General features: G+C 35.6%; 17 protein-coding genes and 1 riboswitch. Of the genes, 12 read left to right on the top strand and 5 right to left on the bottom strand.

The genetic code is table 11. The features are described from left to right. Nucleotides 1-66 precede the first annotated feature (66 nt). A complete protein-coding gene (locus tag KA909_RS03745) occupies nt 67-1,212 on the top strand; it encodes a globin domain-containing protein (RefSeq protein ID WP_193839534.1) in 1,146 nt (381 codons plus the stop codon). A 582-nt stretch (nt 1,213-1,794) separates the two neighbouring features. On the opposite strand, the gene folD is transcribed toward KA909_RS03745, so the two are convergent. Next, nucleotides 1,795-2,652, bottom strand: a complete 858-nt coding sequence (gene folD, locus KA909_RS03740) for a bifunctional methylenetetrahydrofolate dehydrogenase/methenyltetrahydrofolate cyclohydrolase FolD (protein ID WP_053029128.1) — start codon at nt 2,650-2,652, stop codon at nt 1,795-1,797. 211 nt (nt 2,653-2,863) lie between these two features. Here folD and purE point away from each other — a divergent pair, with 211 nt between their 5' ends. From purE to purD, 11 genes are read left to right on the top strand one after another with little or no spacing between them, the layout of a single operon-like run. Then, a complete protein-coding gene (purE, locus tag KA909_RS03735; protein ID WP_075108527.1) occupies nt 2,864-3,346 on the top strand; it encodes a 5-(carboxyamino)imidazole ribonucleotide mutase in 483 nt (160 codons plus the stop codon). Beyond that, nucleotides 3,333-4,457: a 5-(carboxyamino)imidazole ribonucleotide synthase gene (gene purK, locus KA909_RS03730; RefSeq protein WP_075108526.1), complete on the top strand. Its 1,125-nt coding sequence runs from the start codon at nt 3,333-3,335 to the stop codon at nt 4,455-4,457. The genes purE and purK overlap by 14 nt, the downstream gene beginning before the upstream one ends. 3 nt (nt 4,458-4,460) lie before the next feature. After that, nucleotides 4,461-5,165, top strand: coding sequence for a phosphoribosylaminoimidazolesuccinocarboxamide synthase (gene purC, locus KA909_RS03725; protein WP_075108525.1), 705 nt, complete (start codon nt 4,461-4,463; stop codon nt 5,163-5,165). Next, nucleotides 5,165-5,425: a phosphoribosylformylglycinamidine synthase subunit PurS gene (purS, locus tag KA909_RS03720; protein ID WP_033079949.1), complete on the top strand. Its 261-nt coding sequence runs from the start codon at nt 5,165-5,167 to the stop codon at nt 5,423-5,425. Before purC ends, purS begins: the two co-directional genes overlap by 1 nt. A gap of 1 nt (nt 5,426) precedes the next feature. Next, entirely contained in the window at nt 5,427-6,098 is a 672-nt protein-coding gene (purQ, locus tag KA909_RS03715; RefSeq protein WP_053029132.1) for a phosphoribosylformylglycinamidine synthase subunit PurQ, read from the top strand. Next, complete coding sequence (purL, locus tag KA909_RS03710) at nt 6,091-8,280, top strand: phosphoribosylformylglycinamidine synthase subunit PurL (RefSeq protein WP_210129969.1); 2,190 nt, start codon at nt 6,091-6,093, stop codon at nt 8,278-8,280. The genes purQ and purL overlap by 8 nt, the downstream gene beginning before the upstream one ends. After that, complete coding sequence (gene purF / locus KA909_RS03705; RefSeq protein ID WP_075108521.1) at nt 8,259-9,743, top strand: amidophosphoribosyltransferase; 1,485 nt, start codon at nt 8,259-8,261, stop codon at nt 9,741-9,743. Before purL ends, purF begins: the two co-directional genes overlap by 22 nt. Then, nucleotides 9,736-10,767 carry a phosphoribosylformylglycinamidine cyclo-ligase gene (purM, locus tag KA909_RS03700; RefSeq protein ID WP_193839532.1) on the top strand — a complete coding sequence of 344 codons (1,032 nt, stop codon included), beginning with the start codon at nt 9,736-9,738 and terminating at the stop codon, nt 10,765-10,767. The genes purF and purM overlap by 8 nt, the downstream gene beginning before the upstream one ends. Then, nucleotides 10,767-11,333, top strand: coding sequence for a phosphoribosylglycinamide formyltransferase (purN, locus tag KA909_RS03695; protein ID WP_210129968.1), 567 nt, complete (start codon nt 10,767-10,769; stop codon nt 11,331-11,333). Before purM ends, purN begins: the two co-directional genes overlap by 1 nt. A gap of 15 nt (nt 11,334-11,348) precedes the next feature. After that, a complete protein-coding gene (gene purH, locus KA909_RS03690) occupies nt 11,349-12,827 on the top strand; it encodes a bifunctional phosphoribosylaminoimidazolecarboxamide formyltransferase/IMP cyclohydrolase (protein WP_070855171.1) in 1,479 nt (492 codons plus the stop codon). Between the two features lie 33 nt (nt 12,828-12,860). Beyond that, nucleotides 12,861-14,102: a phosphoribosylamine--glycine ligase gene (gene purD / locus KA909_RS03685; RefSeq protein ID WP_210129967.1), complete on the top strand. Its 1,242-nt coding sequence runs from the start codon at nt 12,861-12,863 to the stop codon at nt 14,100-14,102. 49 nt (nt 14,103-14,151) lie between these two features. Here the strand turns inward: purD and KA909_RS03680 are convergent, their stop codons facing one another. The 4 genes from KA909_RS03680 to KA909_RS03665 form a co-directional block, all read right to left on the bottom strand. Next, a complete protein-coding gene (locus KA909_RS03680; protein ID WP_193839529.1) occupies nt 14,152-14,961 on the bottom strand; it encodes an energy-coupling factor transporter transmembrane component T family protein in 810 nt (269 codons plus the stop codon). After that, complete coding sequence (locus KA909_RS03675) at nt 14,954-16,357, bottom strand: ABC transporter ATP-binding protein (RefSeq protein ID WP_193839528.1); 1,404 nt, start codon at nt 16,355-16,357, stop codon at nt 14,954-14,956. Before KA909_RS03675 ends, KA909_RS03680 begins: the two co-directional genes overlap by 8 nt. Before the next feature lie 12 nt (nt 16,358-16,369). Continuing rightward, nucleotides 16,370-16,945, bottom strand: a complete 576-nt coding sequence (locus KA909_RS03670) for an ECF transporter S component (RefSeq protein ID WP_053017839.1) — start codon at nt 16,943-16,945, stop codon at nt 16,370-16,372. An 89-nt stretch (nt 16,946-17,034) separates the two neighbouring features. Beyond that, nucleotides 17,035-17,134: riboswitch (TPP riboswitch) on the bottom strand. A 62-nt stretch (nt 17,135-17,196) separates the two neighbouring features. Further along, nucleotides 17,197-17,475: hypothetical protein (locus KA909_RS03665; protein ID WP_210129966.1), on the bottom strand; the 279-nt coding region annotated here is incomplete at its 5' end.

Genomic DNA, 17,475 nt, shown 5'->3' with positions numbered 1-17,475 from the left:
TAAATTTTGGAATAGAATGAATTAAGAAATGGTTTGAAATATTTAACTAAATGGGAGTGACTTTTCATGTTAAATGAAAAAGAAAAAGGCATTATTAAAGAAACAGTACCAGTATTACAAGACAAAGGCACTGAGATTACATCATATTTTTACAATAGAATGTTCAACCAACATCCAGAATTGAAAAATATGTTTAACCAAACGAACCAACAGAAGGGGTTCCAATCAACTGCATTAGCACAAAGTGTTTTAGCAGCAGCAGTGAATATTGATAATTTAGGTAATATCATGCCGGTTGTTAAAGAAATTGCGTATAAACATTGTGCTTTACAAGTTCCACCTGCAGGTTACGATATTGTCGGAGAAAATTTAATCGAGGCAATTAAAGCTGTTGTAGGTCTTGAAGATGATCATCCTATTATTCAAACTTGGAAAAAAGCTTACCAAGAGATTGCTGATGTGTTTATTCAAGTAGAAAAAGATATTTATGCTGAAATGCTTTGGGATGGATTTAAACCTTTTGAAATCGAAAAAATTGAACAATTGTCTTCAGATATTAAAGCATTCACAGTTAAATCTACTGAATATGATTTAAGTCAATTCACACCGGGTGAATATATCACTGTTGACGTAAGTAGTGAAAAATTACCTTATCGCGCAAAACGTCATTACTCAATCGTATCAGGAGAAAAAGAACGTTTAACATTTGCTGTTAAACGTGATGTAACTACTAATCATGAAGGTGAAGTTTCAACAATCTTACACGATGAATTAAAAGAAGGGGACACAATTAACTTGTCTGCTCCAGTTGGTCCATTTGCAGTTTCAAATCCTGAAAAACCACAACTATTTATTGGTGCAGGTATCGGTGTTACACCTCTAGTTTCTATGTTTGATGAAGTAGTAGCTAAAGACAGTAAAGCTCAATTTGTTCAAGTTACTGGAGACATTAACGATACACCGTTCACTTCACATTTAGAAGCTATTAGCCAAAAATCAGACAAAGCAAATTATGAACTTTATGATAGAGAAAAAAATGGCTATTTAACTAAAGACTATCTTGAAAACTATTTAAGCAATGATACTGAAGTATATGTATGTGGCGGTGCTAAGTTCATTCAATCTGTAATTGAAGTATTAAAAGCATTAGATGTTGATCAAAGTCACATCCATTATGAAACATTCGTACCAAAATTAAGCGTTACAGTTTAATAAGAATAATGGATGTTAAGATATGCTACATTACTGGATTAATGCAAGACGTATAATCATTTTATAGTGTAGTTTCTAATATATAAGGCACCTCTTTAATTTAGTGTTGAAATGTTTACTAAATTATATGAGTGTGCCTTAATTTTTTAAAAGAATTTCAATGTAAAATTACATATCAATACAAAGTATTTTGGCGAGACGCTTGCGTTAATTATTATTGAACATAAGTGCAACTGCACTTGCATAAATAGTTCTAAGATAGATTACGAAACAGAGTTGCGTAGACTCCTAGGCAAGCATCACAACAGAATGAGTAAATGTTCATCTAAGTATTTCTTTAGAGGTCTACAGGCTGAAGCTATCCCATAAGAAGGGCCCCAACACAGAGAAACTGAGTTAATCAGTTTCTACAAGCAAAGCACGTTGGGCAAGCAAGCCAACAATACTCCGTATTGTAAATAAAGAAACCAGTAAATGCGTTTGTTAAAACGCATTTACTGGCTATTTTTCTAGGAATGATGTCCTAGCCATTTCAATTTAATTATTCTAATAACATAAGACTTAAATCAAAGTGAAGCCTTCTTATTCAATGCCACGACGCATTTTTTCAGCTAATAATGTGTTGTTAAGCACCATAGTGATTGTTAATGGGCCAACACCACCTGGAACTGGTGTGATTGCTCCAGCAATTTCTTTAACTTCTTCAAACTCTACGTCACCTTTTAATTTACCATTTTCATCAGGCGTATTACCAACATCAACAATAACTGCGCCTTCTTTAACATCATCTTTAGTAACTAAGCCTGGTTGACCTACAGCACTAACAATGACATCAGCGTCTTTTAAATGACTATGCATGTCTTTAGTACGTGAATGTAAGATAGTTACAGTAGCGTTAGCTTGTAATAATAATTTAGATACTGGTTGACCAACAATATGGCTACGGCCAATTACAACCGCATTTTTACCTTCTAAATCAATATCAGCATGTTTAAGAATTTCCATAATACCTAATGGTGTACATGGAACAAAAGTTTGCTCATCAATATATAATTTACCGATATTTGAAGGGTGGAAGCCATCAACGTCTTTTTCAGGATTAATCGCTTCTAAGATTTTTTGTTCACTTACTTGTTTAGGAAGTGGTACTTGAACTAGAATACCGCTAACTGAATCATCATTGTTTAAACGATCTAATTCTTTTAATACATCCTCTTCAGAAGTATCTTCCTCTAAATGAACAATTTCAGAAATCATGCCGATTTTTTCAGCAGCTTTCTTTTTAGAGTTTACATAGCTTTGACTTGCACCATCATTACCAACTAAGATAACTGATAATTTTGGTGTATAACCTTTTTCTTTTAATGCTTCGACTTGATTTTGTAAACCTTGTCTATAGTCCTTAGAAATTTGTTTCCCATCTAAAATTTTTGCAACCACAAAAAATTCCTCCTTGTTTGTTTTAATCATAACTATACCTTAACTTTAAAACTGTATTCTCGTCAATTAATAGCCAAAAGACGTAAATTAAAGATAAAAATTAAGTTAAAGTTCGATTTTTAATTGAAAAAGCATCGCATGATTGTTATGCTATATCTGTAATATACAACTAATCGTATCTAAATTTCAAACTTTTGAAAGGGTGTACAACGTGAAAGTAGCGGTAATTATGGGTAGTTCTTCAGATTGGAAGATTATGCAAGAAAGTTGTGCGATGTTAGACGAATTCGAAATACCGTACGATAAGAAAGTGGTTTCGGCACATCGTACGCCAAAATTAATGTATGAATTTGCCAGTCAAGCACAGAAAAATGGCTATGATGTCATTATTGCTGGAGCAGGTGGCGCAGCGCATTTACCGGGAATGGTTGCATCAATGACAACATTACCTGTGATAGGTGTACCAATAGAATCGAAAAGTTTAAAAGGACTGGATTCATTATTATCAATTGTTCAAATGCCTGGTGGTATTCCAGTAGCTACAACTGCAATTGGAACGTCAGGTGCTAAAAATGCTGGCATATTGGCTGCAAGAATATTAAGTATTGGCAACGAAACAGTTCGTCATCATTTAGAACAATATGAGCAAAGTCTAGTAGATAAAGTTGGTGAAATGCAAAATGAACTTCAATAAATTAAAGTTCGGTGACACGATTGGCATTATTGGTGGTGGTCAATTAGGTAAGATGATGGCTCAATCAGCACAGAAAATGGGTTTCAAAGTTATTTGTTTAGATCCTAACCCTGACAGCCCATGTAAACCTGTCGCTCACGAATTTATCACTGCTGCTTACGATGATGAAAAAGCGTTACATGAACTTGGCGAAAAATCTGATGTCATTACTTATGAGTTTGAAAATATTTCTGCTGAGCAACTTAATCGCTTAACGCAACAATTCAATATTCCTCAAGGCTATCAAGCAATTCAATTATTGCAAGACCGATTGACTGAAAAACAAACATTAGAACAAGCTGGTTCTAAAATCGTTCCATTTTTATCTATAAAAAGTGAAGAAGATTTAAATGATGCTATTCATACCTTAGGCTATCCATTTATAGTCAAAACGCGATTTGGTGGATATGACGGCAAAGGACAAGTCTTAGTTAAAGATGAAACAGCGCTCCAAGAAGCTAGAGCACTTATTACGAATCAAGAGTGTGTAGCAGAACAATATCTTGATATTTCACTTGAAGTTTCGTTAACAGTTACAATCGGCAATCACAAACAAATTACGTACTTCCCACTACAAGAGAACGAACATCGTAATCAGATTTTGTTTAAAACCATTGTGCCTGCGCGAACTGACAAGGAACAAGAAGCTAGAAATGAAGTGAATAAGATTATTGATCAAGTTCATTTCGTAGGTACATTCACAGTTGAATTCTTTATTGATAAATCAAATCATTTGTATGTAAATGAGATCGCACCACGTCCACACAATTCAGGACATTATTCTATTGAAGCCTGTGATTATTCACAATTTGATACGCATATTCTTGCTGTTACAGGTCAAAAGCTACCAGAACAAATCGAAATCTTAAAACCAGCAGTCATGATGAATTTGTTAGGACGAGACTTAGATTTATTAGAAGAACAGTTTTCAAGTCATCCTGAATGGCATGTGCACATTTATGGCAAATCAGAACGCAAGCCTGACCGTAAAATGGGACATATGACCATTTTGACGAATGATTTAAATGAAACTGAGAAAGACATGCTCAAACAGTTTGAAGGGAGAGAATAGTTAATGACGCTATTATATGAAGGGAAAGCGAAAAGAATTTTCTCAACAGACAAAGAAGGTCAATTGAGAGTTGAGTATAAAGATGAAGTTACGGCTGGTAATGGTGCAAAAAAAGACAAAATGGAAGGTAAAGGCCGATTAAATAATCAAATTACCGCTATAATATTCGACTATTTAGCCCAACATGGAATTAAAAGTCACTTTATTAAACAACTTTCAGAAACGGAACAATTAGTCGAAGCAGTGACTATTATCCCATTAGAAGTGGTGGTTCGTAACATTGCAACAGGCTCAATAACCAAACGCTTAGGTTTTAATAAAGGGCATGAATTTGAAGCGCCTTTAGTTGAATTTTTCTATAAAAATGATGACTTGAACGATCCTTTAATTACAGATGATCATGTGAAACTGCTAAATATTGCGAATGATAGTGAAATTGAAATATTGAAAACAATGGCGAAAGATATCAATAAAGTATTAATGGAGCTTATGAATGAAATGGATTTAAGATTGGTGGATTTCAAAATCGAATTTGGTAAGACATCTGACGGTAAAATCTTACTAGCTGATGAAATTTCTCCTGATACATGTCGTATTTGGGATAAACATTCTGACACTAACTTTGACAAAGATGTCTATCGAAATGATACAGGTTCACTTATTGACACATATACAACATTTTTAAATAAATTGGAGGAACTAAAATAATGAAAACGATTGAACTTCACATTACATTACAACCACAAGTATTAGATACGCAAGGGCAAGCATTAAATCGAGCTGTACATGATTTAGGTTATAAACAAGTAAATGATATTCGAGTAGGTAAAGTTTTATACATGACAGTTGATGAAGCAACTGATGAAGCGGTTGATAATATCGTTACTACTTTAAGTGAGAAGTTATTCGCAAACACTGTTATTGAAGAATATAGTTATAAAATCGTTGATGAAAAGGAGAATGCATAAGATGAAATTTGCAGTTCTCGTATTCCCAGGATCTAATTGTGATAGAGACATGTACAATGCAGCGATTAAGACAGGTGCTGAAGCAGAATATGTTGACTATCGTGAGACATCATTGGAAGGTTACGATGGCGTATTAATTCCAGGTGGTTTTTCTTTTGGTGACTATTTACGCTCAGGCGCTATGGCAAGTGTAGCACCTATCATTAGTGAAGTGAAACGTCTAGCAAGTGAAGGTAAACCGGTTCTTGGTGTGTGTAATGGATTCCAAATTCTTACAGAAATTGGTTTATTACCAGGTGCATTGCTTCATAATGATTCTCATTTATTTATTAGCAGAAATGAAAGTCTAAAAATTGCCAATAATCAAACACCTTTCACAAATTTATATGGTGAGAATGAAATTGTCGTTTATCCGGTTGCACATGGTGAAGGTCATTATTACTGTACAGATGATATATATGATGAATTAATTGAGCATAATCAAATTATCTTAACTTATGAAGATAATCCAAATGGCTCTCATGAAAATATTGCAGGTATTGTTAATAAAGCAGGTAATGTTTGTGGTATGATGCCACACCCAGAACGTGCGCTTGAAACAATTCTTGGAACTGATAGTGGTGTGAAATTATTTGAAGCAATGGTAAATAGTTGGAGGGAACAAAATGTCTAAGTTTATCGAACCTAGTATTGAAGAAATTAAGCTTGAAAAATTGTATCAAGATATGGGCTTAAGTGACGCGGAATATAACAAAGTGTGTGAAATATTAGGGAGAGAACCTAACTTTACAGAAGTAGGCATCTTCTCAGTGATGTGGAGTGAACATTGCTCTTATAAACACTCTAAACCATTCTTAAAACAATTTCCGACAACAGGTGAACATGTCTTAATGGGACCTGGTGAAGGTGCAGGTGTAGTAGATATAGGAGATGACCAAGCAGTTGTGTTCAAAGTTGAATCACATAACCATCCATCTGCTATTGAACCCTATCAAGGTGCTGCAACAGGTGTAGGTGGCATCATTAGAGATATCGTATCAATTGGAGCTAGACCTATTAATTTATTAAATAGCTTGCGTTTCGGTGAATTGTCAGTGAAACAAAACCAACGTTTACTTAAAGGTGTTGTCCGTGGTATTGGCGGTTACGGTAATTGTATCGGTATTCCAACAACAGCTGGAGAAATTGAATTTGATGATCGTTATGATGGCAATCCGTTAGTCAATGCTATGTGTGTCGGCGTGATTGATCATGACATGATTCAAAAAGGAACTGCTAAAGGTGAAGGTAACTCGGTTATATATGTAGGACTCAAAACAGGTCGTGATGGTATTCATGGTGCCACTTTTGCGTCTGAAGAGTTGACTGAAGAAAGTGAAAGTAAACGTCCGTCTGTTCAAATTGGCGATCCATTTGTAGGTAAAAAACTTATGGAAGCAACATTAGAAGCGATTACTTTCGACGAATTAGTTGGTATTCAAGATATGGGTGCCGCTGGTTTAACATCTTCATCATCAGAAATGGCAGCTAAAGGTGGCAGCGGTCTAGAATTACATTTAGATAAAGTGCCTACACGTGAACCAGGTATTTCACCTTATGAAATGATGCTTTCTGAAACACAAGAACGAATGTTACTAGTCGTTGAAAAAGGGACTGAACAAAAGTTCTTAGATTTATTTGAAAAACATGAATTAGATAGTGCAGTAATTGGTAAAGTAACGAACACTGACCGCTTCGTACTTAAATATGAAGATGAGCTATTTGCAGATATCCCTGTGCAATCTCTTGCAGATGAAGCACCGGTTTATGTGCTAGAGGGTGAAGAAAAAGAATACAACACATCAAAAAATGACTATAGTTCAATCGATGTTCAAGATGTCTTTGAAAAACTTTTAAAACACCCAACAATTGCTTCAAAACATTATTTATATGAACAATATGATCAACAAGTTGGTGCAAATACGATTATTAAACCTGGACTACAGTCATCAGTTGTTCGTGTAGAAGGTACGAATAAAGCTATTGCATCTACGATAGACGGTGAAGCACGTTACGTATTTAACCAACCGTATGAGGGTGGGAAAATGGTCGTTGCAGAAGCGTATCGTAATTTAATTGCTGTAGGTGCTACACCACTAGCTATGACAGATTGCTTAAACTATGGTTCACCAGAAAAGAAAGAAATTTATCAACAATTGATTGATTCAACGAAGGGCATGTCAGAAGCGTGTGAAGTATTAAAAACACCCGTTGTTTCAGGTAACGTTTCTCTTTATAACGAAACACGTGGCACATCCATTTTCCCAACGCCTGTCGTAGGAATGGTTGGATTAATTGAAGATATTGATTACCTTAATGACTTCCACCCTGAAGCTGGCCATAAATTGTATTTAGTTGGTGAAACAAGAGATGACTTTGGCGGTAGTCAAATTGAAAAATTATTGTACGGTAAAGTGAATCATGAATTTGAAGCGATTGATTTAAGTGATGAAGTTGCTAAAGGAGAAGCGGTTAAAAATGCGATTCGAAATGGCGTGGCTTCACACGTACAAACAGTAGGTAAAGGTGGTTTATTAATCACTTTAGCACGCTTAAGTGCACACTACAGTTTAGGGTTAGAAGCTTCAGTTGATCTTACAGATGCGCAATTGTTTAGTGAAACGCAAGGTCGATATATCATTGCTGTTAAAGAAGGTCAGGCTTTAAATATTGACGATGCTATAGAAATTGGTCAATTAACAGATGTTGATGAATTTAAAGTAACGAATGCTCAAAGTTCGATTGTTGAAAAAGTCTCAGATATTAAAGAAAGTTGGGAAGGAGCAATTGCACAATGTTTAACTACAGTGGATTAAACGAGGAATGTGGTGTATTCGGCATTTGGAATCATTCAGAAGCCGCTCAATTGACTTATATGGGACTTCACAGTTTGCAACATCGTGGGCAAGAAGGTGCAGGTATCGTTGTATCAGATGGAGAAGTTTTAAAAGGTGAACGTGGTCTTGGATTGTTAACAGAAGCTATTAAAGGTGACCAAATGGATCAACTTAAAGATGGTCACAACGCTATTGGCCATGTTCGCTATGCGACTTCAGGTAATAAAGGTATTGAAAATATACAACCATTCTTGTATCACTTTTACGATATGAGTGTTGCGATTTGTCATAATGGTAATTTAATTAATGCACAGACATTGCGTCAATATTTGGAAAAACACGGTGCGATATTCCATTCATCATCCGACACAGAAGTGATTATGCATTTAATACGTAGAAGTAAGGCACCCACTTTTGAAGAAGCATTAAAAGAAAGTTTACGCCAAATTAAAGGTGGTTTCACCTTTGCAATTCTTACTAAAGATGCATTATATGGCGCTGTTGACCCTAATGCGATTCGTCCGTTAGTCGTTGGCAAAATGCAAGACGGTACATACATCTTAGCTAGTGAAACATGTGCCATTGATGTATTAGGTGCAGAATATGTGCAAGACATTCATGCTGGAGAATACGTTGTGATTAACGATGAAGGTATTGAGGTTAAATCATATACAAGTCATACGAATACAGCTATATCAGCGATGGAATACATTTATTTTGCGCGACCTGATTCAACCATCGCGGGTAAAAATGTCCACGCAGTACGTAAAGCATCTGGAAAGAAATTAGCACAAGAAAGCCCTGCAGATGCAGATATGGTCATCGGTGTACCCAACTCCTCATTATCAGCGGCAAGTGGCTATGCTGAAGAAAGTCATTTACCTTATGAAATGGGCTTAGTAAAAAATCAATATGTTGCTCGCACATTTATTCAACCGACACAAGAGTTAAGGGAACAAGGTGTTCGAGTTAAATTATCAGCAGTTAAAGATATCGTAGAAGGAAAGCGCATTGTCTTAGTTGACGATTCAATTGTACGTGGCACAACGAGCAAGCGTATTGTCAGAATGTTAAAAGATTCTGGAGCTAAAGAAGTGCATGTCAGAATTGCTTCACCAGAATTTATGTTTCCTAGCTTTTACGGAATTGATGTTTCAACGACTGCCGAACTTATTTCAGCAAGCAAGTCACCTGAAGAAATTTGTGATTATATCGGTGCAGACTCGCTATCTTATTTAAGTGTAGACGGTTTAATCGAATCAATTGGGTTGAATTATGATGCGCCATATAGCGGATTATGTGTAGAGAGCTTTACAGGTGACTATCCAGCAGGACTGTTTGATTATGAAGAGAAATATTATAAGAACTTAAGTCAACGTCAACAAGATTATATCAATAATCATAAACACTACTTTGATAGAGAGGGTAATATTCATGTCTAAAGCATACGAACAATCAGGTGTTGATATTCATGCAGGTTATGAAGCAGTTGAGAGAATGTCGAGTCATGTGAAACGTACGATGCGTAAAGAAGTATTAGGTGGTTTAGGTGGATTTGGTGCTACTTTTGATTTATCTCAATTAAATATGAAAGCACCCGTCTTAGTTTCTGGCACAGATGGTGTAGGGACTAAATTAAAATTGGCTATAGATCATGACAAACATGACACCATCGGTATAGATGCGGTTGCAATGTGCGTGAATGATATTTTAACTACGGGTGCGGAACCACTATACTTTTTAGATTATATTGCAACAAATAAAGTTGTCCCAGAAGTGATTGAACAAATCGTAAAAGGCGTCAGTGATGGTTGTGAAGAAACAAATACCGCACTTATTGGTGGTGAAACGGCAGAAATGGGTGAGATGTACCACGAAGGTGAGTACGATCTTGCTGGGTTTGCTGTGGGTGCAGTTGAGAAAGACGCATACATTGATGGCTCAGCGATTGAAGCTGGACAAGCCATTATTGGTTTAGCTTCAAATGGGATTCATTCTAATGGTTATAGTTTGGTGCGTAAATTAATTAAAGAATCAGGGATTGATTTAAATGATGACTTTGATGGTCGTTCGTACTTAGAAACGTTTCTAGCACCAACGCAGCTCTATGTAAAACCTATTCTTGCTCTAAAAAAAGCTGTTCAAATTAAAGGAATGAATCATATCACTGGTGGTGGTTTTTATGAAAATATTCCACGTGGGTTACCAGAAGGTTTAGCAGCTAACATTGATACACAAGCATTTCCAACACCAAACGTATTTAATTGGCTACAACAACAAGCCAATATAGATACTAAAGAAATGTACAATGTCTTTAATATGGGGATTGGTTTCACTGTCATAATCGATAAAAAAGATGTTGCGCAAACACTTGATATTTTAAAACAAGAGGGTATATCTGCTTTCGAAATAGGTGAAATTGTTGAAGACAAAGACACGCCTATTCATCTCGAGGGGGTAGAGTAGTGGCTAAAGTAGCAATATTTGCATCTGGTTCAGGTAGTAATTTCGAAAATATTGTATTATGCGCAGATAAAGGGGAACTCAATAATATAGAAATTACATCTTTATATACTGATCATCACGATGCATACTGCATCAAACGTGCTGAACAATTAAAAGTAGCTGTCAATATTAATGAACCTAAAGATTTCGAATCAAAAGCAGCTTATGAACATCATGTAATTAAGTTGTTACAACGCGAAGAAGTAGAATGGATTATCCTTGCTGGCTATATGCGATTAATTGGGCCTGACTTATTAGAAGCATATGAAGGTAAAATTTTAAATATCCATCCATCATTGTTACCGAAATATAAGGGGAAAGATGCTATAGGGCAAGCATTTAATAGCGGTGATAAGATTACTGGTTCAACGGTTCATTATGTAGATAGTGGCATGGATACGGGAGAAATTATTGATCAACGACAATGTGATATTAAATCGGACGATACTAAAGAAGAATTGGAAGAACGTGTTAAACAATTAGAATACGAACTTTATCCAAGTGTTATAGCTAAAGTTATTAAATAAGGAGTTAAGCTAATCATGAAAAAAGCAATTTTAAGTGTCTCAAACAAAAGTGGAATAGTGGAATTTGCTAAATCGTTAATCAAATTAGATTATGAACTTTATTCAACTGGAGGAACTAAAGGTGCTTTAGAAGATGCTTCTGTACCAGTGAAATCTGTTTCAGAGTTAACACAATTTCCCGAAATTATGGATGGCCGTGTTAAAACATTACACCCAGCGGTACATGGTGGTATTTTAGCGGATAGAGATAAACCTGAACATTTAGAACAATTATCAGAACAACATATTGATTTAATCGATATGGTGGTAGTAAATTTATATCCTTTTCAAAAAACGGTTGAAAATCCTGATGTGACTGAAGCAGAAGCAATTGAAAACATTGATATTGGCGGACCTACGATGCTACGTGCTGCAGCTAAAAACTTTAAGCATGTAACGACAATTGTACACCCATCTGATTATAATGAAGTCATCGAACGTATAAAAGAAGATCGACTAGATGAAGCGTACCGTAAAGCATTAATGATAAAAGTATTTACACATACAAATGAATATGATCATGCTATTGTAAGCTTCTTTAAAGGAGATAGCGAACAATTAAGATATGGAGAGAATCCTCAACAATCAGCACGCTTTGTTCGTACCTCGAATAGTAAACATACTATTGCAGGTGCTAAACAATTACATGGTAAAGCGTTAAGCTTTAATAATATTAAAGATGCGGATTCAGCACTTTCACTTGTGAAGAAGTTTAGTGAACCAGCTGCTGTTGCTGTTAAACATATGAACCCTTGTGGTGTAGGTATTGGCGACAATATTGAAATTGCGTTTAAACATGCTTATGATGCAGATAACCAATCTATTTTTGGTGGCATTATCGCATTAAATAGAACAGTGACTGCTGAATTAGCAGAAACGTTGCATGCGATATTCCTAGAGGTGGTCATCGCGCCACGATTTACAGATGAAGCTTTAGATATTCTAACGCAAAAGAAAAATATCCGTTTGCTTGAAATTGATATGACGATTGATAATCGTGAAGAAGAATTTGTTTCTGTATCTGGTGGCTATTTAGTTCAAGACAAAGATAACTTTGAAGTTGCTAAAGAAGATATGAAAGTTGTAACTGACAAGGCACCTACCGACGATCAGTGGGATGCGATGCTATTAGGTTGGAAAGTAATCCCTTCTGTAAAAAGTAATGCTGTCATCTTGAGTAATACGAAACAAACGGTAGGGATTGGTGCAGGTCAAATGAATCGTGTTGGCTCTGCAAAAATTGCGTTAGAGCGTGCAATAGAAATCAATGACAATGTTGCCCTAGTTTCAGATGGTTTTTTCCCAATGGATGATACCGTTGAATTGGCTGCACAGCATGGTATTAAAGCTATTATTCAACCGGGTGGTTCAATTAAAGACCAAGATTCAATTGATATGGCGAATAAATATGGCATTGCTATGGTGACAACTGGTATGCGTCACTTCAAGCATTAATTTGTCATTTAAATAATGGAAGGGGTAATAATGATGAATGTTTTAGTTATCGGAGCGGGTGGCCGCGAACACGCTTTAGCTAATAAATTGCGTCAATCACCATTAATTGATCAATTACACGCAATTCCAGGTAATGACGCTATGGTTAATGTTGCAGAAGTGCATACTGACATTGCAGAAAGTAATCATGAAGCCATCTTAAACTTTGTTCAAGAAAAGAATATTGAATGGGTAATTGTAGGACCGGAACAACCATTAATTGATGGGTTACCAGATCAATTACGACAAGCTAATGTAAAGGTATTTGGTCCAAATAAGGACGCGGCTCAAATAGAAGGGTCTAAACTATTTGCTAAACAATTAATGGAAAAATATAATATTCCAACTGCGGATTATAAAGAAGTGAATTCTAAAGCAGAAGCACTCGACTATATAAAACATTGTGATTTACCTATCGTAGCTAAGAAAGATGGCTTAGCAGCTGGTAAAGGTGTTATTATCGCTAATACACGTGAAGCGGCGAAAGAAGCGGTTGAAACACTATATCCTAAAGAGCAGGGTAAAGTGGTATTTGAGCAATTTTTAGAGGGTGAAGAATTCTCTTTAATGACCTTCATTAATGGTGAATATGCAGTTCCGTTTGATTGTATTGCTCAAGACCATAAACGTGCCTTTGATCATGATGAAGGACCTAACACTGGTGGCATGGGTGCATATTGTCCAGTGCCTCATATTACTGACGATGTCTTAACACGTACAAATAAAGAAATTGCACAACCCATTGCGAAAGCGATGAAAGCAGAAGGTTATGATTACTTTGGATTACTTTATATTGGTGCGATTTTAACATCTGAAGGACCCAAAGTGATTGAATTTAATGCACGCTTTGGAGACCCAGAGGCACAAGTATTGTTAAGTCGATTAGAGAGTGATTTAATGGCTCAAATCGTTGCCTTAGATCGCAAAGAACCAATTCGATTCCAATGGCAAGATGACTATGTCGTGGGAGTTATGTTAGCCTCTAAGGGTTATCCAGGAAGTTACGCTAAAGGTGCTAAAGTAACTGGGTTTGAATTGAATGATACTTATTTCGTAAGTGGTTTACGTAAACAAGATGATGCTTTTGTTACTTCAGGAGGCAGAGTGATATTAGCTCTTGGAAAAGGTGCAACAATTGAAGATGCACAGAATGTAGCGTATAACAATGTAGAAAAAATTAAGAGTGATAACCTATTTTATCGTCATGATATTGGAAATAAGGCATTGAATAAGTAAATGTAAAAAATAGGGCGTATCCTGATGAACAGTGATACGCCCTATTTTTTTATGAGGTATAACCTGATACACGCGCGTCAGTAATCCCAGTGATAGGGAAGTATTGTGAAAGATAAAATGCGATGATTAATATGGCCACAACGCAAATTACAAATAAAATATCTTTATAAGAAAACGGTGCTTTATAATAATATGTTCTTGGACCATCTTTGAAGCCTTTAGATTCCATCGCAACAGACAGTTGATGCGCACGACGGATATTTTGACTTAAGATAGGTATTAATAAATGTTTTAGACGTTTAAGCCCTCTATAATTTGAAACATCAATCATTTGATAACGCATTTTAAGCGAACGTCTCAATTGAATAAGTGATGTGAAAATGAGAGGGACCATTCTGATTGCAGCCATAAACGCATATGCAATTTTAGGTTTTACTTTTAAATGTTGCATTAGGCTATAAAAAATCATGACAATTTCGGATGTGAGGGCCAATAAAATACCAAACATCGACACTGTAATTGTACGTAATGATAAATGCAAGCCACGTACAATACTTTCAGTACTAATTTGAATAATGCCCCATTTAAATAACATATGTGTCCCATCGCCATAAAGGATCATAAATAATGACGATAATAGCGCAAATAGCACAGTGGCTAAAATAAAGGCTCCGGTAATTTTAAACTGCGTACCATTAAATGCCATTAAAAATAAAAACATAATAATGGTAATGTAAATCATATAATCAAAATTATGGACAAATATAATGAAAATGAATAGCGCTACACCAAGTAAAAGTTTCGTAATGATATTAACGTCATCTACAAAGGAATAGTGTTTCTTCCAACGTTCAAACATGTGATTCACCTTCCTCTTCAATGAGTTGGTTATCTTCGACGATTAAACGACGTGTTGGATAGCGATGAATGATTTCCGGATCGTGTGTAACCATAATGATGGTTTGACCACTTGAGACACTTTCCTGGAAAAGTTCAATCAATTGGAATGTATTGTGACTATCCAGTCCGAATGTTGGTTCATCTAGCAAGATGATATCGGCTTTTGAACTTAGTGCAGTAGCTACGCTAAGACGTCGTTTCTGACCCATAGATAATTCAAATGGATGTTGGTTTTTAACAGCTTCTAAATGCAATAATTTTAAAAGTTTCATCGTTTCATTTTCAGCGATTGAAGGTTCTTGATGATTATAATGTATATATATTTCTTCATAAACTGAATTTGTTATAAATTGTAATTCAGGGTTTTGATAAACGAGATACATATGCTTGGCTGCATCTTTAATTTTCTTCAATATTGTATTCTTATAAGCCATCGTGCCTTCATATTTTATAAGTTGCATCATTGATTCTAACAGTGTTGTTTTACCTGTACCATTTTTCCCAGTTATCGTAATCCATTCTCCAGAATGAACATTTAATTCGGATGTCTGGAATAATTGTTTTTTACCACGAATAACTTGACCATTCTTAAAAGTAAATAATGTTTCAGCTTCATTAGATGGAAATGTAATCGGCTTTGGCGCATGATCCCAAGCATGAGGATGCCAAACGCCAAATTCAGTGAGTAAATGCTCACAGTTTTTTAATATGTAATCCGGTGTGCCATCTGCTATGATTTGTCCTTCATAATTCAATAAGATGACTCTATCGACATGCTCCCAAATATGTTCAACTTTGTGTTCGACAATAAGCACAGTTTGATCAGACCATAACTGAATAAGTCGTTGCCACAAATCAGCTGTAGCATCTACATCTAACATGGCAGTAGGCTCATCTAAGAAAAGCGTATTAGCTTCTTGTAAAATAGTTTCAACAATAGCGAGCTTTTGTTTCATACCGCCACTAAGATGATTAACGAATGTATTGTCCGTAACATTTAAATCAACCGATGCTAAAGCATTCTCTATAAGTGCGTCCATTTCATTGCGTGGTACTTGTTTATTTTCTAGAACGAAAGCAAGTTCTTCATACACTTTAGGCATACAAAACTGCGTATCTGGATCTTGAAAGATGACACCAGAATGTGGATCGATTTCAAGTTCATCATATTTCATAGGTAACTCAATTAGATTTGGCACAATGCCACTTAAAACATTAAGCAATGTGCTTTTACCAGATCCTGAAGGACCTAGTAAAAGCACTTTTTCTTTATCTTTAATTTCAATATTCAAATTATCGAAGATTTTACGTTCGCCATTCGGATATTTCAGACGTAAATTTTTCGCTTTTAACACTTTAATTTCCCCTTATAGGTTGTCGTAGTCTTTTTGAGAAGCAGGGCGGAATAATTTCGTCACACCTGTTTGATCTAATGCTTTAACAATGAGATAAGATAATAAGCCGGCAATGACAATACCGCTAATAGAACGGAATATAATGAATAAAAGAAGATTCCATCCTGCGACTTCAGCTAAATAACCGTAATAATAATCAACTGGAAATGAAATTAATGCAGTTGCTAATCCAGCTAATACAGCAACCATTAATGATCTAGATTTGTATTTAAAAATAGCAAAAATAATTTCACAAGCTAAACCTTGAAGAATTGCATATACAATTGTAGGAATATCAAATTTCCCCATAACAATTGTTTCACCAGCACCTGCAGCAAACTCTGCAATAAGTGCAATACCAGGTTTAGGAATAATTAAATATGCGACGATAGCTGCCATAAACCATACGCCATATGTTAATTGTTCAATATGAACACCGGCAACTTGCGCCACGTTATACGCAAACCACCATAAGTTATAAATTATCGCAAATACTACTGCAATCAGAACAGTTACAAGGATTTCTGAAAGCTTTAAACCTTTTGACATGATATTTCCTCCTAAAAAAACGCACAACCATCCGTAGAAAGTTGTGCGTGAATTTAAATAAAAAGTTTTATATGTATTTACTACAATTATTTATATTAGCAACACTTTCCTACGCTAGTTTTAACTAGTTCAGGTTCAAAGGGTTCGAGGTAAAACCTCATCTCAGTATACACACCCCTAGTGCGTTTTATATTTAATTTATTTTAAATGTATGACTTTTATGAATTAATGTCAAGGCGATTTTAATTAAATTAAATAAAATGAAAGAAAAATCGATGGGAGTGGGACAGAATTCTTTTAAATTCGTCGTATCCCCAACCTGCTTTGCTTGTAAAATCACTTTCGTGATTTTTTGTGTTGGGGCCCCGACTCCCAGCTTGCTTTGTTTGTAGAATTTCTTGATGAAATTCTCTTTGTTGGGGCCCCGACCCCAACTTGCTTTGCTTGTAGAATTTCTTAATGAAATTCTCTTTGTTGGGGCCCCGCCCGCAAGGATGACTAGAACTGAGAAAAGCTTGATTTAAGCGCCT

This window comes from Staphylococcus sp. GDX8P54P (assembly GCF_017893165.1).
In the GTDB taxonomy this organism is placed as follows: domain Bacteria; phylum Bacillota; class Bacilli; order Staphylococcales; family Staphylococcaceae; genus Staphylococcus; species Staphylococcus borealis.
This window is presented reverse-complemented; position numbering and strand designations above follow the sequence as displayed.